Origin of the sequence: Bacillus sp. Au-Bac7, assembly GCF_021341655.1 — a bacterium.
GTDB lineage: Bacteria > Bacillota > Bacilli > Bacillales > Cytobacillaceae > Niallia.
Map to the genome: position 1 here is coordinate 380,250 of NZ_JAJTTG010000003.1, position 22,310 is coordinate 402,559.

Consider the following 22,310-nt stretch of genomic DNA (forward strand, 5'->3'; position numbering starts at 1 on the left):
TTTTTTATGGAAAACCCGCTGTACAAAAATTGTATACCCTTACATTTATCCCAAAACCAATTGTTCTTCTTGTCATAGACAGTTACTCTAGACACAAACATCCATGTTTTAGAAAGGAGTAAGTGATTATGAATAATGCAAAATCACGCTTTTGGGAGTTTTTCCAAGGGCTCGGAAAGACATTCATGCTTCCAGTAGCTCTGCTTGCCTTTATGGGTCTTATGCTAGGAATCGGCAGCTCCTTCACAAGCCCGTCTACAATTGAAGCTCTGCCTTTTTTAGACAACCGCTTCCTGCAAACGATATTTAGGTTTATGTCTACCATCGGAGGCTTCGCTTTCACCTATCTGCCTGTTCTCTTTGCAATTGCAATCCCACTCGGATTGGCACGTTATGAAAAAGGAGTTGCTGCTTTTTCAGGATTTGTAGGCTTTGTCATTATGCATTTATCTATCAATTTTTATTTAACAGAAACAAGCCAGCTTGCAGCAGCGGAAAAACTTCGCGAAGCAGGTCAAGGCATGGTAATGGGTATTCAAACAATTGAGATGGGCGTTCTCGGCGGAATTATTGTCGGTGTAATTGTCCATTTACTGCATAGCCGTTTCTATAATATTCAGCTTCCAGATGCTTTTGCCTTCTTCGGGGGAGCAAGATTTGTGCCCATCATCACCTCTCTTACGTTAGCTGTTGTCGGCATACTTATTCCAATCATTTGGCCAATATTCGCCATTGCTATCACTGGAATTGGCCAGCTAATTCAAAAATCTGGAGCATTTGGTCCGTTCATATTCGGAGCAGGAGAACGTTTATTGCTCCCATTCGGACTGCATCATATTCTTGTCGCCATGATTCGATTTACAGAAGCAGGGGGCATCCAAGTTGTTGATGGGCAAACAGTAGCTGGAGCATTAAACATATTCTATGCTCAGCTGCAAAGCGGCTCTCCAATCAGTCCTTCCGCTACTGCTTTTTTGTCTCAAGGAAAAATGCCAACCTTCATGTTTGGATTACCGGCAGTCGCACTGGCAATTTATCATACAGCCCTTCCTGATAGACGAAGCAAGATTAAAGGTTTACTGATATCTGGTGTCATTGCTACATTTGTAACTGGTATAACAGAACCGATTGAGTTCCTGTTTCTATTTCTTGCACCTGCCCTTTACGGCATTCATGTTCTATTAACAGGGTTAGGGTTTATGACGATGCATTTGCTTGGTGTCGTAATCGGGAATACAGACGGCGGTATCCTTGACTTCATTATTTTTGGAGTTCTGCAAGGAACGTATACGAAATGGTATCTCGTTCTAATAGTTGGCGCTGTTTGGTTTGCTGTTTACTACTTCATCTTCCGATATGCCATTATTAAGTTCAATTTAAAAACACCTGGCCGTGAGGATGAAGCAGTGACGACTGGGAATGAGGAGTTAACTTATCAGAAAAAAGGCAAGTATGATGCGAAAAGAATACTGTCAGCATTAGGCGGAAAAGAAAATCTTCAGTCACTCGACAATTGTATTACTAGACTGCGCCTTGTAATCAATGATATGAGCAAAATTGATGAGAAAGAATTAAAGGACTGCGGAGCACTCGGCGTGGTAAAGCTCGATAATCATAATTTACAGGTTATTATCGGCACACAAGTAGCATCTTTAAAAAATGCATTAGAAATAGAAATGGAGTAGTACCGTTTATGACATATTCCTTTGATCGGATAACAAAAAGAACTGGTACGTACTGTACACAGTGGGATTATATTGAAGACAGATTCGGAGAAGCAGACCTGTTGCCCTTCTCCATCTCTGATACAGACTTCCAAACACCGCAAGAAGTAAGCAAAGCTTTAAGCAGACGGCTGGAGCACGGCATTTTCGGCTACACAAGATGGAATCACCAGGAATTTAAAGAAGCTGTTCAAAAATGGTATCGAGAACGCTTTTCTGCAGAGCCGCAACAAGATTGGATTGTTTACAGCCCAAGTGTTATTTATACAATCGCGAAACTAATTCATGTTTTAACAGATGATGAAGATCATGTTGTTATACAGACTCCAGCATATGATGCTTTTTTTAAGATGATTACAGATAATAACAGGCGGATTTCTGCAAATCCACTAGTTGTAAAAGACGGGAAATATCACATTGATTTTGCTGACTTAGAAAACAGGCTTGCCCACAATAAAGCGAAAGTGCTTTTGCTGTGCAGCCCACATAACCCGACAGGCAGAGTTTGGACAGAAAATGAGCTTGAACAAATCATTAATCTTTGCAGGAAATATCATGTTTTTATTATCAGCGATGAAATTCATATGGATATTGTACTGCAGCCTAATAAGCATACTCCCATCATCAGCAAAGCAACAGCGCTTGAAAATGTATGCATATGTACCTCTGCCAGCAAAACATTCAATATTCCAGGACTTATTGGTTCGTATGCCATTATCCCAAGTGAGCATATAAGAGATGAATTTTTGCTAACATTAAAAAATCGTGATGGCCTTTCCTCCACAAGCATATTAGGATTGACTGCAACGATAGAGGCCTATCAGTCTTGCGGCAGTTGGGTGGATCAACTGAATGACTATATTAAAAATAACATGCTGTTTATACAGGCATATTTAGAAAAGCAGCAATTAGGAGCGACGCTGCAAATTCCAGAAGCAACTTACTTAGCATGGATTAATATCGAAAACATGCCATATACCCCAAAACAAGTTCAGCACGCCCTTATCCATGAAGGTAAAGTGGCTATCATGGCCGGAGATACCTACGGAGCTGAAGGAAGGAGCTTCTTGAGGCTGAATGCTGGCTGTCCGCAATCAAAGCTTGCAGATGGCTTAGCACGTTTCACACAAGCTATTAACTTTTTAAAGAAAAGCTAAAAAAACCGGAGAGCAGCCCTCTCCGGTTTTTTCATTAAATGCTGATATCTCTTTTTTGGAAAAAGAAAAATGTGATAAACATAAAGATAAGGTAGTAAATTCCAAGAATTCCTAATGACATCGGCATCGTGATATTTTCTAAGATTTTATCCTGCACTACGAATACAGTCTGATCTAAGTGCGGGAAAATTAACGCTTTTGTCCATGTGTACTTTTCTGAAAAACCAACAATTAATGCTCCTGCAGTCGAAGAAAAGAATAGTACAAATACACCAATTCCAACTGCAATTGCTTGGTTCTTAAACAATGTAGACAGCATAAATGCCAGCGTAAGGACCATGATAAGCCCTGGCAAATAGTATAGAAGGCTTTGGAAGAAATATGCTCCACCAGCTACAGCTTCCATTTCAAAAGTAGTAGGATTTTGCACCGACAATTTTCCACTAAAGTCATCAATACCAAAGAAGGCAATGCTCACTAAATAGCCTATTCCAATTAGTACCGCAATCAAAAACGCAGAATAAATAAGAAGCGCAATATATTTTGACAGCAGGATTGCCCATCTTCTATGAGGCCGAATCAGCAGCTGCTTAATTGTGCCATCGGAAAACTCAGACGATATATTCCCTGCACAAACAATTACTACAAAAAGAGTAATAAGAGACTTCAATGCAATTCCATAATAATCCAAATATGACCAGCTTGTCGTATAGGGATTCACATTGTCATTTAAATTGCCATTAAAACTGTCGATTTCGGCTTGGATATCCTCCTTTGCCTTTGTCGTATAATCATCTTCTGGAATATCCTCATAGCTTGGAGCTTTTTCCATTTCCTTCTCCAGCTGGTCTATTTCCGTTTGAACCTGCACCTTCCAATCATCTTCTGTTTGCTGTGTGCTAGTTTTCAACTCAAGTACAGCAGTTCCAACTAATGCAATAATAAGTATAATGGCAAAAATCCAGCTCATCTTCTTTTCAAATATCTTTATCAGTTCATTCTGGACTAACCCAATCATCGTACTGCTTCCTCTCCTTTTTTATTCGTGATTTCTAGGAATCTGTCTTCTAATGTCGCTTTCGCCGCATTTATTCCGTACACAGAAATTCCCTTTTCCACAAATAGTTTGTTCACAGCCGGAATGGAAGACCTCGACAGTTTTACTGTTAACAGTTCCTTTTTAAGCGAAACCTCCTCAAAAGCTACTGCGCTGCTTTTCAGCAGTTCTAGTGCATTATTAGCCTCATCTATTTCAAAGGTCACTTCTCTTAGCTCATCTACTCCCTCAGCGACTGTTTCATCCATAGAGGAGATGTGGATAAGCTTACCTTTTTCAATGATTGCAAAGCGATGACACATGAGCTGCATTTCCGAAAGCAAATGTGATGATACGAGCACAGATATCCCTGTTGCTGCCAGTTCATGAAGATAGTCACGGAACTCTCTTATTCCTTGTGGATCAAGACCGTTTGTTGGTTCATCCAGAATTAGGATCGCAGGATTATGCAGAAGGGCTTGTGCAACGCCAAGACGCTGTCTCATTCCTAAGGAATATGTTTTTACCTTTTGGTGGATAGCATTATCCAGTCCTACAAGCTTAACGACTTCTGTAATTCTGCTTTCCGAAATTTCTTCTTTTGCCATTCTGGCATAATGGCGCAAATTCTTATAGCCGCTCATATATTTATAGAATTCAGGGTTTTCAACAATGGCCCCTAAGCTGCTCATCGCCTCAGCGAAGGAAGCGTCTAGATTATGTCCGTTAATGACAACCTCGCCTTCTGTTCTGTTAATCAAGCTGACTATCATTCTAATAATAGTTGTTTTTCCCGCACCATTCGGGCCAAGCAGTCCGAAAATCTCTCCCTTTTCCACCGCAAAACTGACCTTATCTACAATCGTTTTGCTTCTGATTTTCTTTGTGAGATTTTTTACCTCTAATGCATATTGAGACATGTTAAACTCCTCTCTTTTTTTAAGATCCTATGTGTACCCCACCTTATCTGTCATATACTATTACGAGTTTGCCTTTTAATAAGTTTCATTTATTTGGAAAAAATTTATATACTTGTAAGCAAACTCCATAAAAAAACCAGGTTCCAGTAAAACGGAAACCTGGCTGTTAATCTATTGTTAAACTGCAGTAGTGGGAATGGAATTGATGACTTCTTGAACAGGCACATACTCCAGCCCAAGATCCTTCGCTACAGGAGCATATGTTATATGTCCATTAAAGGTATTAACACCTTGCTTGATTGCGTAGTTGTTCTGGATTGCATTGACAGCTCCTTGATTGGCAATTTGCAGCGCATATGGGACCGTGACGTTAGTTAGAGCAATTGTTGATGTTCTCGGCACCGCACCTGGCATATTAGCAACAGCATAGTGAACGACACCATGCTTTACATATGTCGGATTATCATGTGTGGTAATATGGTCTACTGTCTCAAAGATTCCGCCTTGATCGATTGCCACATCGACAATCACAGAGCCTGGAGCCATCTTCTTAACCATTTCTTCCGTCACAAGCTTCGGCGCTTTAGCACCAGGGATAAGAACAGCCCCGATTACTAAATCGGACTCTGCTACAGCTGCTTCAATATTTGCCGGGTTAGACATAACTGTGTTTAGGCTTGACCCAAATTGATTATCCAATTCTCTTAATCTTTCCGGATTCAAGTCCAACAACGTTACATTTGCCCCAAGACCAACTGCAACTTTCGCAGCGTTCGCGCCGACAATACCACCTCCGATGATTGTCACATTACCGCGCTTCACACCAGGCACCCCTGCAAGCAGGATCCCTTTGCCGCCATGGGGCTGCTCAAGAAACTGGGCACCAATCTGAACAGCCATTCTGCCTGCAACCTCACTCATCGGTGTAAGCAGCGGCAGTTTGCCATTCACTTCAATTGTTTCATAAGCAATGCCTGTTACTCCCTTTTCTGTCAAGGCTGCAGCCAATTCCTTTTCTGCAGCTAAGTGCAGGTACGTAAACAAGATGAGCCCTTTGCGGAAGTAGCCATACTCTGATTGCAGCGGTTCCTTTACTTTCATGATCATCTCTGCAGAATTCCATACCTCTTTTGCATTTTCAGCAACCTTCGCCCCAGCCGCTGCATACTCAGCATCTGTAAAACCGCTGCCTGCACCAGCATTTGTCTCGACTAAGATTTCATGATTGCTATTTTTTAAGTAAGCAACTCCAGATGGAGTAATTGCAACCCTGTTTTCGTTGTTTTTTATCTCTTTCGGAATACCAATAATCAATCCAATCCACCCCTTGTCAGTTTTCCTTACTTTAATTGTTAGTTATCTTATAATTATAATAGGACGGATTGTGAAATTAATCATTGGTAAAAAGGATAAAAGTAAAGATGAGCCTTTGTGAAAATTCACAAAACTTAAAAACAAGGGTTTAATTCTGTCGCCAGCGCAGCAGCTTCAAATCGAGATACAGCATGAATTTTTGAGAAGGGACGGACAGGTCAACTTCCATTATTTCAGTAATCCGCTTTAATCGATAGGTTAATGTATTAGTATGTATATGAAGCCGTGCTGCTGTTTTTTGCATGCTTTCACTCTCATCCAAAAAGGCTTCCAAGGTAACTAAAAGCTCTGTATTATGACTCTTATCATATTCTCTTAATCTTTTAATCGCTATATTGTCGAACCCATCCTGAACTCGTTTTTCCAACAGGACGTCCATAAATTGATAAATTCCTAATTCCTGATAAGCAGAAAAAGACTCTGCCTCTTCTGGGAACTTCTCCTTAACCTCCACGACTTTTTTCGCTTCCTTAAAGCATTTCTTTACATGGTTCCATTCAGAATATATGCTGCCATATCCGCCGTACACGCCTTCTATATGAAATTTTTCCGCTAAGCTTTTGGGGAAATTTTCAATGAACTGCTTAAATACTGCAGCAGGGCTGATTTGTCTGTCTACTGTGCTTGCTAGCAAAATCAGCTCATGATCATCCATCGTATAGAGAATGATTTTGATATCATCCATTACTTTAAGCAAATATATGATTTGCTTTTCCATATCCTTGCTGATAATTTCTTTAAAGTTAAAAACCATAATCGTAAATTTATTGCTTGTGTAATTTAGCTCTAACAGCTTTTGATTAGCCTCATGGTCGCTCACATGACCAGTAAGAAGCTTCCAAAAGAATTCCTGATCATCATGGGTTGACGGTCTTTTGCTTTTCCCAAACCGCGATAACAGATGCTTCGCGACGGCAGCAGCGTTCTGTAATATTTCCATTTGACTGTCTGTAAGAGGCTGATCCCATTCAATAGCCCAAATATACCCAATGACTTCATCCCCTCGCCATATAGAAACAGCCACTCTGCTTCCAAGACCAATCTCTTTTTTTCCTTCGATTCTGATTGGCTTTTTGCTTTGGAGGAGACTTGGGATAACTCCGTCTTTCCATAAGCGGTTTATTACTTTCTCAGGAACCCGTCTGCTTATAATGGTAGAAATTCTGACAGGATCGGTTTCCTCCCCATGACTGCTGTATACAAGCACACGATGATGTGTATCTTCAAGCGTTATCGAGCATCCGAGCAATTCACTGACATGGTCTACAAAACTTTCAAGAGAATCGTACATCTCCCGCCGGAAAGGATTTATTGGCTGATTAGGCATTGATTTGCTCCCTTCTTCCTTTGGAATGGTTATTTAGCTTTTCTACTATTCTATATGGATTAGGTTATGTACAACAACACTATAATTATAGTTAGCTTCAAATCGAGCGTACCAACTGGAGCCTGCTGCATGAAAAAATGAGCCGAGATCCTGGCTCATTTTCTGTATACTATCTCAAAGCAACTCCATATTTTCTGGCAATTTTACTTCAGACAGAATTCTCGTCTCCTCCTGTCTTTCCTCATAATAGGAGCTGCCGTTTTTCAGTCTAGAGTCTAAATAGGCAGGATGTGTCATCACTTCCACTGTTTTGCCATCTGCCACTCTATCTTGGAGCTTTTCAAAATAATCCTCTGTAACTCCCTCACCGTAAAAATCAGCAATTAAAATATCTGTAACTGTTTTTATATCTGTAAAATGGGGACCAGCAATCCGGACTGGAACATCATATTTTTCTGACAGCCTTTTAATAACAGGATAAAACTCTTTGATACCATGGACATGATGATGGCTGTCAAAATGCGACGGTTTCAGGTCTGCAGCCAAAAACCTTTCTATTTGCGCCGTCCATTCCCGCTCCAAGTCCTCATGTGAAATTTCCTCTGGATGCTCATATACCTCCTTTTGCTTCTTAAAAAAACCATCATCACCAATAAGGCTTGAAGCACTAGTCAGCGGCTTTCCCAATGTGAGGACAAGATGGACTCCCACCTTTAAAGAAGGTGTAGCTTTAGCAATTTCAAGGGCATGCTCCGTTCCTGCTGCATTCATCATCATTGTTGCGGAATTGACAATCCCGTTTAAGTGAGTATCAAGAATCCCGTAGTTAACACCTCTGGAAAAACCGAAATCATCCGCATTTACAAGCAATTTAATCATGCTAGTTCCCCTTTGCTCTCATTTATTTTTTAATCATCTACTTTATATATTTTGGCATAAAACCCACTAGAATGAAAGCGCTTTTATTTGGTAACTTACTCACATAATAAGCCAGGCCCATTACAGACCTGGCTTTGCTTATTAATACTACTTTGACAACTTCTCCACAAATTGCATATCAATTAGCTCTTCGTATTTATAGCCTTCTTTATATACACCGGTTTTCTCCACAACATCCATCGGCTTTGCCAATGCTTCTTCAGAAATGAAGCCATCCTTGCTCCATAGCTGATCTGCATAGGCCCGGTCAAGAGAAGCCTTTAAGCTTTCGTCAGATGTAGTCGGAAATTCTTTTTTCAAAGCTTCCATAGCCAAATCATGGTCTTCATCAACCGTCTTCAGTCCTTTAAGCATTGCTTTGACAAAGCTTTCGACCACTTCCGGCTCATTCTCAATCGTTGATTTTTTGACACTGATTACAGAATAAGGATAGTCTCCTAAACTAGGAAAGCTATAGAACGGTTCATTCCAGACTCCTTTATTAATGCCTTCTGTTATTTGCGGTTCTCCGCCATTGGCAATATCGGCCTGCCCAGATTCAACAAGGGAGACAACTGCGCTTGCATCAGCAGGCTCCTCAAGCTTCACATCTTTATCCGGGTCTAAACCAAGCTCGAGCAGCAGCCATCTTGTCAAAAGATTTGGGCTGCCGCCATACCGGCCGGCGGCAATTGTTTTTCCTTCCAAATAACTTGCCAGTTCCGCTTCATTTGTACTGTCTATTGGTTCATCAGAGCTGCCCATTAAATACACATTAGCTCGATTGACGACATTCACGACTCCTTGAATCGGATCAGAGCTGCCTGGATTCGCCATTTGGTTTGAATCAGGTCCGGCAATATTGCCCCAAGCATCTCCACTCACAAGGGATGTGACGTGGGCTCCTCCTGTAGCAGTAATGACTTCCACTTCCAGTCCCTCTTCCTCAAAATACCCCTCCTGTATGGCTAAATAAAGAGGCAGATAACCAATTAAATGAACAGGTTCGGCTATGACAATCTTCTTCAAGCCTTCCTCTGTCCCGCCACCAGAATCTTTTGAAGCACAGCCTGCAAGCAGCATCATAAGGCCTAATAAAGCAATCAGCAGCAGTTTGCCTTTCCGCACCATAAATCCCCCTTTTTTCTAAGTTGCGATTAGCCATCTCCCGGGAAAACACATCTTATTAAAGTTGCTGATAATTGTTCTAATAAAGGATGGTCATCGGTAAAATATATGGGAGGCAGCATTGTCTATATTCATGAATCTTACCTCCTGGCTCCAATTATTACGGAGCATTCCTGCCCTTTAACAGTATTTTCTCCACCCAGACCGTCGCGAAATACATTAGAATCGACAGTAAGGACAAGACAACAACTCCTACCCAGACGAGATTGATATTCATAATTTGTCCTGCATAAAGAATCATTCTGCCAATTCCTTGTCTGGAGCTGATAAATTCTCCGACAATTGTTCCTGCCAAGGCAAGGGCAATATTTATTTTTAATGAGCTCACAATCCATGGCATGCTTGTTGGAATAACAACCTTTGTGAATACGTGCCACCGCTTTGCGCCAAGCGAATACATGAGCTTCTCTAAATCCTTATCAACTGCTTTCACACCGCTGTATGCAGCTAGTGCTGTGACGATAACCGTCATCATGAAGGCAAGCACCACTTTAGAGCTGAAGCCAATCCCAAAGAGAATAACTAGCACTGGTGCAAGAGCAAGCTTTGGAACCGCGTTAAATGCAATTAAATATGGCTCTGAAATGCGCGAGTAATAGTAGGACCACCAAAAGGATAAACCAAGCAGTGCACCAATAAAGGTTCCAAGAATAAAGCCGAGTACAGTCGATCCGCTTGTATAAATTAAATCATCGAGCAATGTTCCTTCTGTAAATGCTGTATATGCCGTACTCCATATAGTTGACGGACTGCTCCAATAATAAGAGTCAATAATCTGCCATCTAGCAAACAGTTCCCAAAACACAATCAGTAAAACTCCTAAAGCCCATTGTCCGTATAAGGTAATGCGTGATCTTCTTTTTGCTGCTTTCTCTTCATCTTCTATATACGGAAGGGGATTTTGATTCTGCTGCGCCAACGAAGACTCCTCCTTTCCTTTATTTTTCTGTTTTCAGCGTTTGCAGTACATGCTCTTTTAAATCAATAAATTCAGTGCTTAATAAGGTTTGGGCACTTCTCGGTCTTGCTAGAGGGACAGTGACCTTCTCCTTAATTGTTCCTGGCCTAGAAGACATGATATAAATATCATCAGACAGGAAAATCGCTTCATCAATGTCATGTGTAATGAAAAGAATGGTCTTTTTAAAATCCGTCCATATTTGCAAAAGCCATTCCTGCATTAATAGTCTTGTTTGCGCATCAAGAGCACCAAACGGTTCATCTAATAAAATGATGTCCTGGTCATACAGCAGTGTCCTGAGCAAAGCCGCTCTTTGCCTCATTCCCCCGGAGAGTTCATCGGGAAAGTGATTTTCGAAACCGCCTAATCCGTACTTTTCTAATAGGGGAGCCGCCTGGCTGATTGCTTCTTTTTTAGAAACACCTTTTATCTCCAATCCTAAAATGACATTATGCATGATCGACCTCCAAGGCAGCAGCAAATCCTTCTGCAGCATATAGCCTACATAGCCGTTCTTGCCGACAATATCTTTACCGTCAAGCAGCACCTCCCCTGTGGAAGGTTTGATTAACCCAGCAATGATATTAAATAGAGTTGATTTTCCACAGCCGCTTGGACCTATGATGCTGACAAATCTTCCTTCTGGAACTTGCAAGCTTGCATCTTTTAAAGCATAGAAGTCTTTACTGTCCTTCCTGAAAATCTTGCTGCTGTTTTTAACCTCTAACTTATACACTTTTAAACCTCCTGTCTTAAAACACTTTTCATCCAACTCCTGGCCTTAATGTATAATTATTCTAGGCGATATCATTATGTGCGCAAAAATCAATGGGCATTTTATTTATCACAAGACTGACAACAAGCTGACTGCATTTATTTGCTATACTATATGTAAATATTTATTAGAGAGGAACGTCGAAATGGAAAAAAATGCTTTAGTGGTCGGCGCAACAGGGCTTGTCGGAAGGGAGCTTGTACAGCTGCTTGCAAGAGAGAACAAGTACAGCACAATAACCGTACTGACAAGAAGGAAAAGCTTTGATCATCCTTTAATAAAGGAAGTAGTCGCAGATTTCAGCAAGCTGTCCGCATACAAACAAGAGTTTGCAGTTGATGATATTTTTTGCTGTATAGGAACAACAATAAAAAAGGCAGGTAGCCAGGCAGAAATGACAAAAATTGATTTGGAATATCCTGTGGAAATTGCTAAGCTCGCATTTGGGATGGGAGCAAAACAGCTGCTTGCAATCAGTGCAATTGGAGCTGATTCAAGCTCTAAAATATTCTATAGCAGACTCAAGGGAGAATTCGAAGAGCATCTTCAAGAAATCGGTTTTCCATCTCTGACAATTGTAAGACCTTCCCTTCTCCTTGGTGCAAGAGGTGAGTTTTTCGTCTTGGAGAAAAGCTGAGCTCTTACTTGCTGCCGCCTCTGCACTTTATGTTCGTTGGCCGTTTGAGGAAGTATCGGGGCATTAAAGCGCAAACTGTTGCAGCTGCAATGAGCAAGCTTGCTGCAGAAAACAAAAGCGGTGTGCATATACTTGAATCAGATGAAATTGAAAGACGCGCTTAATGCTACTTATATATTAACTTTGATTGGAGTCCTGTTATATGCTTCAAAGCATGAATGCTTTTCTTAGTAAATGGATGCCTTTGCTTACACCAGTTAGTGTGGTAATAGGGGTGCTTTTAGCCTCTTTTTTGCATCATTTATCCTTTCTCGTTCCATGGATTTTTGCTGCCATGACATTCACAGGGAGCCTTAACTCCAACTTTAAATCAATGAAGCATACTGTCACTCATCCATTATCCTTATTACTGACATTGGGCGCCCTGCATATTATCACCCCCATTTGGGCGTTTGCAATTGGTCACCTATTCTTTCATAATGACCCGTACACCATTACCGGCCTTATACTTGCCACAGTAATTCCAACAGGTATTACGAGCGTTATATGGGTTTCCATCTATAAAGGAAATGTCCCCCTCACGTTGGCAATTATTTTGGCAGACACCTTGCTGTCTCCATTCTTAGTGCCATTGAGCATGAGCATTTTTGTCGGAGAATCGGTTCAGTTAGATATTTGGGGCATGATGAGGGGACTTCTTGGAATGATTGTACTTCCATCCATCGCAGGGATGGCTGTTAACCAGTTTTATTCCAAGGAAAAAGCGTTAACTTGGAATAAGACACTTGCTCCTTTTTCAAAGCTTGGTTTGGCAGCTGTTGTAGCAATAAACAGCTCCGTTGTTGCTCCTTATCTCCGCAATATTGACATGAAATTCATCTACATTGCTCTAACGATGTTTTTTGTGGCGTTATCTGGATACTTTTTTTCATGGATGCTTGGTGTTCTCACAAAGCGTCATAAGGATGAGACGATTGCGATGATTTATACAGGAGGAATGAGGAACATCAGCGCTGGTGCTGTTATTGCGGTCAGCTTTTTCCCGCCCCAAACAGCTGTGCCTGTTGTCATCGGCATGCTTTTCCAGCAAATACTCGCTGCCACTTATGGCCAAGCGATTCGAACGGTTTATCAGAAGCCTTCATTGATAAAAGTTGCTGGCAAGAAAATCTCCTAACAAAAAAACACGAGCATATCTCGTGTTTTTTGTTAGGTCACGTATTTTGCCTGCTGTCTTTCAAAAAAACAGCACACATTTCCACCATTTCACAGGCCATAATCTTCAAGGTTTCTGTTGTCAGCATTTGATCCTCCGCATGCATCAAGATTAACGAAAAAGGCAGCTCCTCCCCACTTGCTTCTCTTTGAACAAAGGAGGCGTGAACTTTATGTATCTTGTTGTAGGAGCGTTCCCCTGCCTTAATAATCTCTTTCGCTTCGTCTATTTTCCCCTCCCTCGCAGTGCGGATTGCCTCCACATAGCTGCTCCGTGCCTCACCTGAATACGTTATAATTTGAAAAGCCGCCGCCTGCATTTCCTCTAGTAACTTCATTTTTTCCCTCCGACAGCTTTATTTTTGGTTTAATTGCAATGCATGATCGAGAATCTTTTCCCCGTCTGCTGTTCCATACAGTCTGACATCAATAACATCAACTGGTATTCCATACGGCTTGGCAGTATTGACTGCCGCCTGTTTCATAAAGCGTACTTGTGGTCCAAGGACAATAGCAATAATCCCCTCACTTGAAGTGGCTAATTCATCCTCAATAGCTCCCTCTGGTATGGCATAAACATCGATGTCCTCTCCTCTTGCTTGAATTGCTGCTTTCATTTTAGAGACAACAATGGAAGTGGACATGCCTGCTGCACATGCTAAGATAATTTTCTTCATATTCAATTCCTGCCCTTCTATTTTATTTCACCAAATCATCATCTGCGGCTTCTAAAGTCCGATTGGCTATAATGGATTGATACCATCTAGCAGACTTTTTCATCTGTCTGTTCCTGTTATCATCCAGATTAATTTCTACTAATCCATAGCGGTTTTTGAAGGCATTCATCGGTGAAACATTATCAGTAAACGCCCAAAGCATATACCCTTTGCAATTAGAGCCTTCGTCCACCGCCTTCAACAGCCATTTCATATGCTCGGCAATAAATTCAATTCTGTAGTCGTCTTGAATACTGCCTTCGTCATTCTTATAGCGCCACTCCTGCTCAACACCCATGCCATTTTCAGCGATAAACCATTCTATGTTGCCATACTCCTCTTTCATCCTCATAGCCATATCGTACATAATTTTCGGATAGATCTCCCAACCGCGGAAAGGATTCATCTTCTTGCCAGGCATATCAAACATCTCATAATAATAAGAAGGATGAAATGGCGTGCTTTCATTCCAAGCTGTCGTTCTTGCCTTAACACGATGAGGGTAATACAAATTAATGCCTACATAATCAACTGTGTTCTGCTTGATAGTTTCTAAGTCTGCCTGTGTATACTCAAAGGCGATGCTATGTCTGGCCATCAAGTCAAAAAGCTCTTGCGGATATTCGCCTTTAATGGAAGGATCCAAAAATATTCGGTTAAAGAACAAATCATAGATGTTAGCTGCTTCTTGGTCATGTGGAGCAGATGAGCGCGCATATGTCACTTCTGGGTTTAAAATAACCCCCATCTTCGCTCCTGTCTTTTCCTTGAGCCCTTTCTGTTTAAAAAGCTCCACTACTTTAGCTGTTGCCAAAGCCTTATGAAAGTTCCACTGCATCCATTTTTTTGTATTCTGCTCAAAAGGATAACGAATGGCATCTAAGTAAACCCTTGTCTGAACAACAATCGGCTCATTGAAGGTGAACCAGTGCTTCACCTTATGTCCATAACGGTCCAGCACTTTATCAGCATACTTTACAAAAAGCTCGACCACATGCTTGGAGTCCCAGCCTCCATATTTCTCAAACAAGTAGGCAGGCACTTCATAATGCTCCAAGCATATCATCGGCTCCACTTGTTTTTCTAAGAGCTCATCAATCACCTTATCGATATAGGCTGCATACTCTTCATCCACTATTGCTTCCTCATAATCTAGTAAGAAGCGGGACCAATTAATGGAGGTGCGATAATGGGTTAGCCCGATTTCTGCCATTATCCCGATGTCTTCCTTGTATCTGTTATAAAAATCAGTTGCTACTCCTGGTCCGTACCCGTTATGCCAGACGTTCTTGTTATTTTTGTACCAAAGATCTAAATACGAGTCTTGAGATTCCTTTTTTCCTGACCAGCCCTCTGTCTGCCAGGCAGATGCTGCAGCACCGATGATAAAATCATCAGGTATTTTCACCATTAATTTATCCGACATTATTTACCTCCCGATTTTTCAAGCGTTTCCCATATGCCTGAAAGATACATACTTCCTAAAGCCCTGTCATAAAGTCCGTAGCCAGGTTTTCCGGTTTCCCCCCAAATCATCCGGCCGTGATCAGGTCTTACATAACCTGTAAAGCCATTGTCATGGAGCGCCTTCATAATAGCAGCCATATCGAGACTTCCGCATGTTGAGAAATGTGCTGATTCCTCAAAATCACCGTTTGCGAGTATCTTAATATTGCGCAAATGAACAAAAGGAACTCGGTTAAGCTGCGTATATTTTGCTGCCAGCTTAACGATGTCATTATCTTTTGTACAACCTAACGAGCCTGAGCATAAAGTGATCCCATTTGCTTCACTTTCATATAAGTTTAAAAAGCGATCAAGATTATGTTCATTTGTAATAATGCGGGGCAGTCCAAATATACTCCACGGCGGATCATCTGGATGGATGGCCATCTTGATTCCATGCTTCTCTGCAGCCGGAATCACTCTAGCTAAAAAGTACTCCAGATTATTCCACAAGCCTTCTTCTCCCAACTCCTGATATTGCCTGATTAACTCTTGCAGTTCTTCTCTCGTATAAGAAGTATCCCAGCCTGGGAGGGACAGATCGTTGTGCACAGGATCCATCCTCTTTAGCTGTTCTTGATAATAAACTAATGCAGTAGACCCATCCTCCAGCTCCTTATCAAGCTGTGTTCTCGTCCAGTCGAAGACAGGCATAAAGTTATAACAGATCACTTCAATACCAATTTTCGCCAGCCTCTCCATTGTGAGGATATAATTATCAATATACGTATCTCTGTTTAGAAGACCTAATTTAATATCTTCATGAACAGGCACGCTTTCCACTACCTTGAACTCTAGACCTGCTGCGCTTATCTCTCTATAGAGCTCCTGAATGCTTTCCTCCGGCCAAGCTTCACCTGGGGGAACATCATAAACAGCGCTGACTATCCCATTCATGTTAGGGATTTGCTTAATATATTCAAGGGGAATAGAGTCTTGTTTTCCATACCATCTGAAAGACATCTTCATCTTTAAATCACCTTCCTTGTATCATCACTTTCTTCTCCAGTTTGCTGGGACACTTTATTAGCCATTAAGACGAACGGCAGGTAGATGAATATAGAAGCAGCAATACATATCAGCTGTGTGATGACTGCTCCCATACTCCCGGCAGTAGACAGCCAAGCATTAATAATCGGCGGTGTCGTCCAAGGAACCATAACGACTGCTTTTCCTGCAAAGCCTGTTGCAGTTGCGATATACCCGATTGTTCCTGTTACTAATGGTGTGATAACGAATGGAATCGCCATAATTGGATTGAGCATGACCGGAAGTCCGAAGATAACAGGTTCGTTAATATTAAAAATCCCTGGACCGAAAGACAATTTAGCAATACTTCGCATTTCTTCTCTTTTTGAAACAATAAAGATTGCTATTAAGAGACCAATTGTTACTCCTGAACCACCAATGCTCATATATACATCCCAGAATGGCATTGTAATAATATTTGGAATTTCCTTTCCTTCTTGGAAGGCAGTCATATTGACTGTTATGGACGCAAGCAAGAGCGGCTCCCGAATCGGCTTAATCATTTGGTTACCATGAATTCCAATCACCCAGAAGAACTGCGCGACAAACATAAGAATCAAAATTCCCGGTAAGCCCTGCATAACACTTTCAAGCGGTCTCTGTACAACATTGTAGATGGCTTCATATAAATATATGCCAGTTACTTTATAGAAGATGAATCCGAATGTTGCGACAATTGTCACCGTCAAGATCGATGGAATCAATGCTGAAAAAGAGGTGGCTACATTGTAAGGTACACTGTCTGGCATCTTGATTTTCAATTTCTCTACATTCGCAAGCTTGCTGTAGATCTCAACAGAAACAATAGCAATAATCATTCCTAAGAATAAGCTTTTCGGATCGGAGAATTGCCTTGCCAATACATCTGTGACTAGCTGGTTTTGTTCATTTACAAGCAGTTCTATCGTTGTCGGCACAACTGAAATATAAGACATAAGAGCGAGAATCCCTGGAAACAGTGATTTATGACCATTTATCCGTCCAAGCTCAATCCCAATTAAAAAGACAGCTCCGATTGTCAGGAAGTTAAGCGTAGCATATTGAATGGCTGTCATAATCGGCTTATAGTCTGCGAGGAAGGCAAACATTTCAAAATGCGCCAAGCCGCTTTCTGTTCCGAGAATCATATTTGCTACAAGCACAGCAAAAGCTCCTGTGATAATGACTGGCATTAACGTAACAAATGCTTTTTTGATTGCCATAATATATTTCTGATTGGTGATTTTGTAGGCGACATTGCCTAATACATCTGCCGCCTTATCTTTAAAGCTCATCTTAAAACCTCCGTTTCTTTTATAAAAAAATGGAATTACATCAATAATTTCATAGAGTGAAATGCTTCTTGTGCTCTTGTTTATCAGTTTATATAAAAAGCGCTTTCATTTACATGCATTCTTTTTCCAACTTTACGAGGAAAAGAGTGCCTCAAGATTGTATAACAAAAAAGAACAGCATAACGCTGTCCTTTTTCATAACCGTTTATTCCTCCACCGAAAGCAGGATACTCACAAACTCTTCATAAGAACTAACCTTTACAAGCCTTTCTACGAGAGCTGCATTTCCTGATATTTTCACTAAAAGCTGGTACATCTTCTGTAAATCCTTTTTATACTCTTTTTGGACGCTCAGCAAGCAAATGAACTGAACACGGCTGTCGCCCCACTGCACTGGCCTTTTTAATGTACACACAGCCCAAATTGTCTTTTTAGTGACAGGTCTGATTGGATGGGGAATGGCAACCATTGTTCCAAATCCTGTCGGAGCTATTTGTTCCCGTTCCTCTACCAGTTCCTGAAAGTTATCAGGGATATCCTCCAGTCTTTCCATATTCGTACAAAGAAAGCGAAGCACTTCCTCCTTTGATTTTAAATCTTGCTGAAAAAAGGTAAGCTCTGGTCTTATATATTTCAAGACACTGCCGATATTCTCAATTACTAAGTTTTCCAATCTGGCAATATCCTCATCTCTTAAAATAGTATTTACATCAATAATAGGAACGGTTAATCTCTTCTGAATTGGGATGGTGCTGATAATAAAATCAAGGGACCCTAGATCATACTTATGCATGTCGAAAACATTAGCTGTTCCAACTATTTGCAGCTTGCTGCCAAAGGTAGCCTGCAGCTTATGGTATAAAAGCTGAGCGCTTGCAACCCCAGTAGCACAAACAATCAGGCAACGCTTCGCCTTCCCCTTTGCTTTTTTCCGTTCCATCGCAGCTCCTATATGCAAGGCGATATAGCCAATCTCATCCTGATTTATCTCCATGCCAGTTTCCTGCTTAAGCTTCTCTGCCATGGAAATGGCTGCATCAAAGGCAACTGGATAGTTTTTGATGATTTCCTTCAACATCGGATTGCGGATGCTAAGGCCAAATTTATAGCGGTTAATAGCCGGCTTTAAATGAAGACACAGCCCGTATATCAATTCTTCATCGGTGGATATTCCTAGCTGCATAACCTGTTCTGCCTCGTTAAGCAGTTTTTTGGAAAGTTCTAGTATATCCTTTTCAATCATGTCCAATATATTAATCTCTGCTGCTGGCTGATAAGAAATAATCTTCGTTCCTAATAAATGAACAGCTATATAAGCAACTTCAGCCTCTGGAAATGCTGTACCTAATGATGTCTGCAGATCCTTCACAATCAACTTGGCAACACTATATTCCTTTTCCGCCATGATAGCTTCCAATTCCTTTTCGGGCATAGAAACATAATTATCATCGAGTATTCGTTTGCAGGCGATAGCAATATGTGTGATTAAATTAGATTTTCCGATATCGGAAAGTAAAATCGAAGCTTCTTTCGTATGCTTGAGCAGAATCTCCTCTATCTTTTCAAGTTCATGTGCTGGCAAAACTTGATATGGTTGATGATCTGAATGGAAAACAAACTCTGCCATGCATATGCGCATTTTCGCTTCGGATCCGACTATTTTCAGCCCGTAATTCGGACGTTTTTCCAAGTCCAAATTGAAACGGCGAAGAATTTTTTTTACTTCCTTCAGCCCGTTTTTAATAGACGTTTCACTTATATACAGCTCTTTTACAAAATGTTCAATCTTAATGTAATCCTCTGAAAGAAGCAGGCGTCTCAGCATATATTCCATTCTTTCTGACGGATCTGCCGGGATTGTATCATCCTCATTTCCTGCAACGGCACGCTGCAAAAAAGACCGGAAATATTTATAATCATCAATGATGAGCTCATAGCCTTTTCCTCTTTTTAAAGCAATATACGCACCATTTGCCTGCAGCTTATCTGTAAGTATCTTCACATCACTTCTTATCGTCCGTGATGTGACCTGCAATGCTGAAGCAAGCTCCGCACCCGTTAGTGCCTCTTCTGCCTGCATCAATAAATGCAACAGTTTCTGTTGACGTAATGAAAGCATTTCAAATTACACCCCTTCATCAACTGCATTTCCAATTATTTATCAGCTATATGTTTCCTTAATAACATCATAGCCGAAGAAGGACTGTTGTGAAAGCGCTATCTGATTTCCTTTTGTATTTTATGTGCAAGCAGCCCTCCCATTTTAAAGCCAGCAATCAACTAATTCTTGATAATCCTTTTTTCTCATACCTGACACATAAGGATGCCCTTTTACATAAAACCGCAATGGTTTAGACGTCCATTCTCCTTTATTCGGGATGCCAACCCTTGCTGATACTGCAATGCTAGCCGGCGTCTTTCCTAGGCGAGCATCAATCGAAAGAGCAGATTCATTAAGCATCTTTCCATTTAGCTCCTTAGTAATTTCCATTGCCTTCGTCAGTTTTCCAGGTCCGTTGCTTATGGAAACTCCAGTAACCTTTCTGTTATTTTCCATTCTCTCCATTCCATCTGCAGGCTCCAACGCACGAATAAGGACTGCCTGCGGGTCTCCTTCTTCCTTTGTGACGATATTGAGCATGGCATGTGTATGCATCGTATAAATATAGATTGTCCCACCTGTTTGATACATCGATTCAACTTTTTGAGTCCGCTTGCCGTCATAAGTATGACATGCCATATCTTCAACTCCAATATAAGCTTCCGTTTCCACTATATAGCCTGAATAAATACCATCTGGTGTTTGGTGAACGAGCAGCTTACCTAACAGCTGTCTGGCAATTTCCTCTGTAGTTGTGTTTATATAATCAATCATTTAGGTCACCTGCGCTTTTTATTTTTATTTTCTCATAAAACACAAAAAAAGCTTAGGGGATACCTAAGCTTTCCTGCATTTATTTATACATGTGCCGGCACACTATTCTCAGCTTGTTTTGCAACTGCTGCCAAGCCTGCCTGGTTCAATGTATTCCAAGGCTTGTTGAAATGCGGCTGGAAGAAGAAGTCGACAAATGCTAATTCATCTATTGTCATTTTTGTTTGGATGCAGACAGATAAAGTATTCATCATTTGTGTCATATCTGCTTTAGAGATAATTTGTGCGCCGATAATTTCTCTAGTCTCTTGATGGTAAAGAACTTTCAAACGTACTTGTTCAAATGTCGGCATGAATTCTGGACGGTCATTTTCAATAACCGTTACTTCCTCATAAGGAATTTTATTTGCTGTTGCTGTCAGCTCTGTAAGACCTGTTGATGCCATGCTCAATCCGAACAGATGCAAGCCAGAAGTTCCTTGTGTTCCTAAATATTTCACTTTTTGCCCGGCGATATTATAACCTGCTAATGTTCCCATGCGCACAGCGTTTGTTGCTAGCGGGATATACACTTTATCACCTGTTGGGTTGTAATTTACCGCACAGCTGTCGCCTGCAGCATAGATGTCAGGATTGCTTGTTTGCATATACTCATTAATTTTAATTGCGCCATTTGGCAGAAGGTCAACCTTATCTTTCAGCAAGCCTGTATTCGGTCTGAAGCCTACGCACAGAATAACGAGATCTGTTTCATATTCTCCTTTTGTTGTGATGACCTTTGTTACATTTCCTGCTTCATTTCCTTCAAATTTAATAACAGTTTGCTGCAATGCAAGCTCAATATCTTTTCCTTGAAGCTCGGCTTCGATAATATCTGTATACTCTTTATCCAAATATTTATTCAGGATACGGTCTTCACTATCAATAAGCGTTACCTTTTTGCCGTTTTGTTCAAAAGCTTCTACAAGCTCTACTCCGATATAGCCGGCGCCGATTACAGTAACATGGTTAACATCTTTTGTTTTCGCAATAATTTCATTTGCTTGGTTGAAGTTTTTAGACAAAAGAATATTTCCAAGTTTAATACCTTCAATAGGTGGAATAATTGGCCAAGAACCTGTTGTCATTACTAATTTATCATAAGAATCTGTGCGAGTTTCGCCACTGTTCAAGTCCTTCACAAGTACTGTTTTATTATCTTTATTAATCTCCAGCACTTCATGCTCCATATGCATATTCGCACCTAATGCTTTAAGCTCCTCTGGAGAAGAATAGAATAATTGATTTGCGTCCTTCGCAACACCGCCGACATATAAGGCGATTCCACAAGATAAAAATGATACGTTATTATTTTTTTCATAAACAGTAATATCTATATTTTTATTTACATTAGCTAACGTTTTAACTGCCGCTGTACCAGCGTGTGTACATCCAATTACAATAACTTTCATAATTTTGAAGCTCCTTTGTAAGAGAATTTTTTGTAAAAGTTGTGAACTATTTCACAATGTTAGTGAAAAAAATCACAAATTATGTGATGTCATTCACAATTTGTTCATACCTTTATTATACATACATTTTTTTCGCATGCAAGGGTTTTGTGATTAATTTCACAAATAATTATTTCACGTGTTATTTTTGCCAAAAAAGCTTGGGAACATGCAGTGCTTTTCCCAAG

The 22,310-nt window shown here is 40.7% G+C and carries 21 protein-coding genes; 5 read left to right on the forward strand and 16 right to left on the reverse strand.

Annotated features, from left to right (window positions below; all coding sequences use genetic code 11):
* Positions 1 to 128 precede the first annotated feature (128 nt).
* On the forward strand, positions 129 to 1,685 hold the full coding sequence (malX, locus tag LXM54_RS14970; protein WP_233316003.1) for a maltose/glucose-specific PTS transporter subunit IIBC: 1,557 nt from the start codon (positions 129 to 131) through the stop codon (positions 1,683 to 1,685).
* A gap of 8 nt (positions 1,686 to 1,693) precedes the next feature.
* Positions 1,694 to 2,881 carry a MalY/PatB family protein gene (locus tag LXM54_RS14975; RefSeq protein ID WP_233316004.1) on the forward strand — a complete coding sequence of 396 codons (1,188 nt, stop codon included), beginning with the start codon at positions 1,694 to 1,696 and terminating at the stop codon, positions 2,879 to 2,881.
* A 34-nt stretch (positions 2,882 to 2,915) separates the two neighbouring features.
* Here the strand turns inward: LXM54_RS14975 and LXM54_RS14980 are convergent, their stop codons facing one another.
* The 8 genes from LXM54_RS14980 to LXM54_RS15015 form a co-directional block, all read right to left on the reverse strand.
* Positions 2,916 to 3,899 carry an ABC transporter permease gene (locus tag LXM54_RS14980; RefSeq protein ID WP_233316005.1) on the reverse strand — a complete coding sequence of 328 codons (984 nt, stop codon included), beginning with the start codon at positions 3,897 to 3,899 and terminating at the stop codon, positions 2,916 to 2,918.
* Positions 3,896 to 4,837, reverse strand: a complete 942-nt coding sequence (locus LXM54_RS14985) for an ABC transporter ATP-binding protein (RefSeq protein WP_233316006.1) — start codon at positions 4,835 to 4,837, stop codon at positions 3,896 to 3,898. The genes LXM54_RS14980 and LXM54_RS14985 overlap by 4 nt, the downstream gene beginning before the upstream one ends.
* Before the next feature lie 177 nt (positions 4,838 to 5,014).
* Entirely contained in the window at positions 5,015 to 6,151 is a 1,137-nt protein-coding gene (gene ald / locus LXM54_RS14990) for an alanine dehydrogenase (RefSeq protein ID WP_233316007.1), read from the reverse strand.
* Between the two features lie 148 nt (positions 6,152 to 6,299).
* Positions 6,300 to 7,538 (reverse strand): helix-turn-helix domain-containing protein, encoded by a 1,239-nt coding sequence (locus tag LXM54_RS14995; RefSeq protein ID WP_233316008.1) that lies wholly within the window; start codon positions 7,536 to 7,538, stop codon positions 6,300 to 6,302.
* 174 nt (positions 7,539 to 7,712) lie between these two features.
* On the reverse strand, positions 7,713 to 8,417 hold the full coding sequence (gene chbG, locus LXM54_RS15000) for a chitin disaccharide deacetylase (RefSeq protein WP_233316009.1): 705 nt from the start codon (positions 8,415 to 8,417) through the stop codon (positions 7,713 to 7,715).
* A gap of 147 nt (positions 8,418 to 8,564) precedes the next feature.
* Positions 8,565 to 9,587, reverse strand: a complete 1,023-nt coding sequence (locus tag LXM54_RS15005) for an ABC transporter substrate-binding protein (RefSeq protein WP_233316010.1) — start codon at positions 9,585 to 9,587, stop codon at positions 8,565 to 8,567.
* 157 nt (positions 9,588 to 9,744) lie between these two features.
* Positions 9,745 to 10,563, reverse strand: coding sequence for an ABC transporter permease (locus LXM54_RS15010; RefSeq protein ID WP_233316011.1), 819 nt, complete (start codon positions 10,561 to 10,563; stop codon positions 9,745 to 9,747).
* Between the two features lie 19 nt (positions 10,564 to 10,582).
* Positions 10,583 to 11,341, reverse strand: coding sequence for an ABC transporter ATP-binding protein (locus LXM54_RS15015; RefSeq protein WP_233316012.1), 759 nt, complete (start codon positions 11,339 to 11,341; stop codon positions 10,583 to 10,585).
* 184 nt (positions 11,342 to 11,525) lie between these two features.
* Between LXM54_RS15015 and LXM54_RS15020 the strand changes: the two genes are divergently transcribed.
* Genes LXM54_RS15020 through LXM54_RS15030 form a run of 3 tightly spaced genes read left to right on the forward strand, consistent with a single transcriptional unit; the run spans position 11,526 to position 13,194 of the window.
* Positions 11,526 to 12,017 carry an NAD-dependent epimerase/dehydratase family protein gene (locus LXM54_RS15020; protein WP_233316013.1) on the forward strand — a complete coding sequence of 164 codons (492 nt, stop codon included), beginning with the start codon at positions 11,526 to 11,528 and terminating at the stop codon, positions 12,015 to 12,017.
* Between the two features lie 8 nt (positions 12,018 to 12,025).
* On the forward strand, positions 12,026 to 12,181 hold the full coding sequence (locus LXM54_RS15025; protein WP_233316014.1) for a hypothetical protein: 156 nt from the start codon (positions 12,026 to 12,028) through the stop codon (positions 12,179 to 12,181).
* A gap of 38 nt (positions 12,182 to 12,219) precedes the next feature.
* On the forward strand, positions 12,220 to 13,194 hold the full coding sequence (locus LXM54_RS15030; protein WP_233316015.1) for a bile acid:sodium symporter family protein: 975 nt from the start codon (positions 12,220 to 12,222) through the stop codon (positions 13,192 to 13,194).
* A 37-nt stretch (positions 13,195 to 13,231) separates the two neighbouring features.
* On the opposite strand, the gene LXM54_RS15035 is transcribed toward LXM54_RS15030, so the two are convergent.
* The 8 genes from LXM54_RS15035 to LXM54_RS15070 form a co-directional block, all read right to left on the reverse strand.
* Complete coding sequence (locus LXM54_RS15035) at positions 13,232 to 13,570, reverse strand: PTS lactose/cellobiose transporter subunit IIA (RefSeq protein ID WP_233316016.1); 339 nt, start codon at positions 13,568 to 13,570, stop codon at positions 13,232 to 13,234.
* An 18-nt stretch (positions 13,571 to 13,588) separates the two neighbouring features.
* Positions 13,589 to 13,909 (reverse strand): PTS sugar transporter subunit IIB, encoded by a 321-nt coding sequence (locus LXM54_RS15040; RefSeq protein WP_233316017.1) that lies wholly within the window; start codon positions 13,907 to 13,909, stop codon positions 13,589 to 13,591.
* A 22-nt stretch (positions 13,910 to 13,931) separates the two neighbouring features.
* Positions 13,932 to 15,374 (reverse strand): glycoside hydrolase family 1 protein, encoded by a 1,443-nt coding sequence (locus LXM54_RS15045; RefSeq protein ID WP_233316018.1) that lies wholly within the window; start codon positions 15,372 to 15,374, stop codon positions 13,932 to 13,934.
* Complete coding sequence (gene uxuA, locus LXM54_RS15050; RefSeq protein WP_233316019.1) at positions 15,374 to 16,423, reverse strand: mannonate dehydratase; 1,050 nt, start codon at positions 16,421 to 16,423, stop codon at positions 15,374 to 15,376. The genes LXM54_RS15045 and uxuA overlap by 1 nt, the downstream gene beginning before the upstream one ends.
* Positions 16,424 to 16,425: 2 nt before the next feature.
* Positions 16,426 to 17,757: a PTS sugar transporter subunit IIC gene (locus LXM54_RS15055; protein ID WP_233316020.1), complete on the reverse strand. Its 1,332-nt coding sequence runs from the start codon at positions 17,755 to 17,757 to the stop codon at positions 16,426 to 16,428.
* 205 nt (positions 17,758 to 17,962) lie between these two features.
* Positions 17,963 to 19,876 (reverse strand): BglG family transcription antiterminator, encoded by a 1,914-nt coding sequence (locus LXM54_RS15060; protein WP_233316021.1) that lies wholly within the window; start codon positions 19,874 to 19,876, stop codon positions 17,963 to 17,965.
* Between the two features lie 144 nt (positions 19,877 to 20,020).
* Positions 20,021 to 20,629, reverse strand: a complete 609-nt coding sequence (locus tag LXM54_RS15065) for a DNA-3-methyladenine glycosylase (protein ID WP_233316157.1) — start codon at positions 20,627 to 20,629, stop codon at positions 20,021 to 20,023.
* An 86-nt stretch (positions 20,630 to 20,715) separates the two neighbouring features.
* A complete protein-coding gene (locus tag LXM54_RS15070) occupies positions 20,716 to 22,083 on the reverse strand; it encodes an FAD-dependent oxidoreductase (protein WP_233316022.1) in 1,368 nt (455 codons plus the stop codon).
* Between the last annotated feature and the right edge of the window lie 227 nt (positions 22,084 to 22,310).

Bases quoted from the DNA above. Each gene is read 5' to 3' on its own strand.
- malX (WP_233316003.1), top strand. From the start codon at position 129: ATGAATAATGCAAAATCACGCTTTTGGGAGTTTTTCCAAGGGCTCGGA.
- LXM54_RS14975 (WP_233316004.1), top strand. From the start codon at position 1,694: ATGACATATTCCTTTGATCGGATAACAAAAAGAACTGGTACGTACTGT.
- LXM54_RS14980 (WP_233316005.1), bottom strand. From the start codon at position 3,899: ATGATTGGGTTAGTCCAGAATGAACTGATAAAGATATTTGAAAAGAAG.
- LXM54_RS14985 (WP_233316006.1), bottom strand. From the start codon at position 4,837: ATGTCTCAATATGCATTAGAGGTAAAAAATCTCACAAAGAAAATCAGA.
- LXM54_RS14995 (WP_233316008.1), bottom strand. From the start codon at position 7,538: ATGCCTAATCAGCCAATAAATCCTTTCCGGCGGGAGATGTACGATTCT.
- chbG (WP_233316009.1), bottom strand. From the start codon at position 8,417: ATGATTAAATTGCTTGTAAATGCGGATGATTTCGGTTTTTCCAGAGGT.
- LXM54_RS15005 (WP_233316010.1), bottom strand. From the start codon at position 9,587: ATGGTGCGGAAAGGCAAACTGCTGCTGATTGCTTTATTAGGCCTTATG.
- LXM54_RS15020 (WP_233316013.1), top strand. From the start codon at position 11,526: ATGGAAAAAAATGCTTTAGTGGTCGGCGCAACAGGGCTTGTCGGAAGG.
- LXM54_RS15030 (WP_233316015.1), top strand. From the start codon at position 12,220: ATGCTTCAAAGCATGAATGCTTTTCTTAGTAAATGGATGCCTTTGCTT.
- LXM54_RS15035 (WP_233316016.1), bottom strand. From the start codon at position 13,570: ATGAAGTTACTAGAGGAAATGCAGGCGGCGGCTTTTCAAATTATAACG.
- LXM54_RS15040 (WP_233316017.1), bottom strand. From the start codon at position 13,909: ATGAAGAAAATTATCTTAGCATGTGCAGCAGGCATGTCCACTTCCATT.
- LXM54_RS15045 (WP_233316018.1), bottom strand. From the start codon at position 15,374: ATGTCGGATAAATTAATGGTGAAAATACCTGATGATTTTATCATCGGT.
- uxuA (WP_233316019.1), bottom strand. From the start codon at position 16,423: ATGAAGATGTCTTTCAGATGGTATGGAAAACAAGACTCTATTCCCCTT.
- LXM54_RS15055 (WP_233316020.1), bottom strand. From the start codon at position 17,757: ATGAGCTTTAAAGATAAGGCGGCAGATGTATTAGGCAATGTCGCCTAC.
- LXM54_RS15060 (WP_233316021.1), bottom strand. From the start codon at position 19,876: ATGCTTTCATTACGTCAACAGAAACTGTTGCATTTATTGATGCAGGCA.
- LXM54_RS15070 (WP_233316022.1), bottom strand. From the start codon at position 22,083: ATGAAAGTTATTGTAATTGGATGTACACACGCTGGTACAGCGGCAGTT.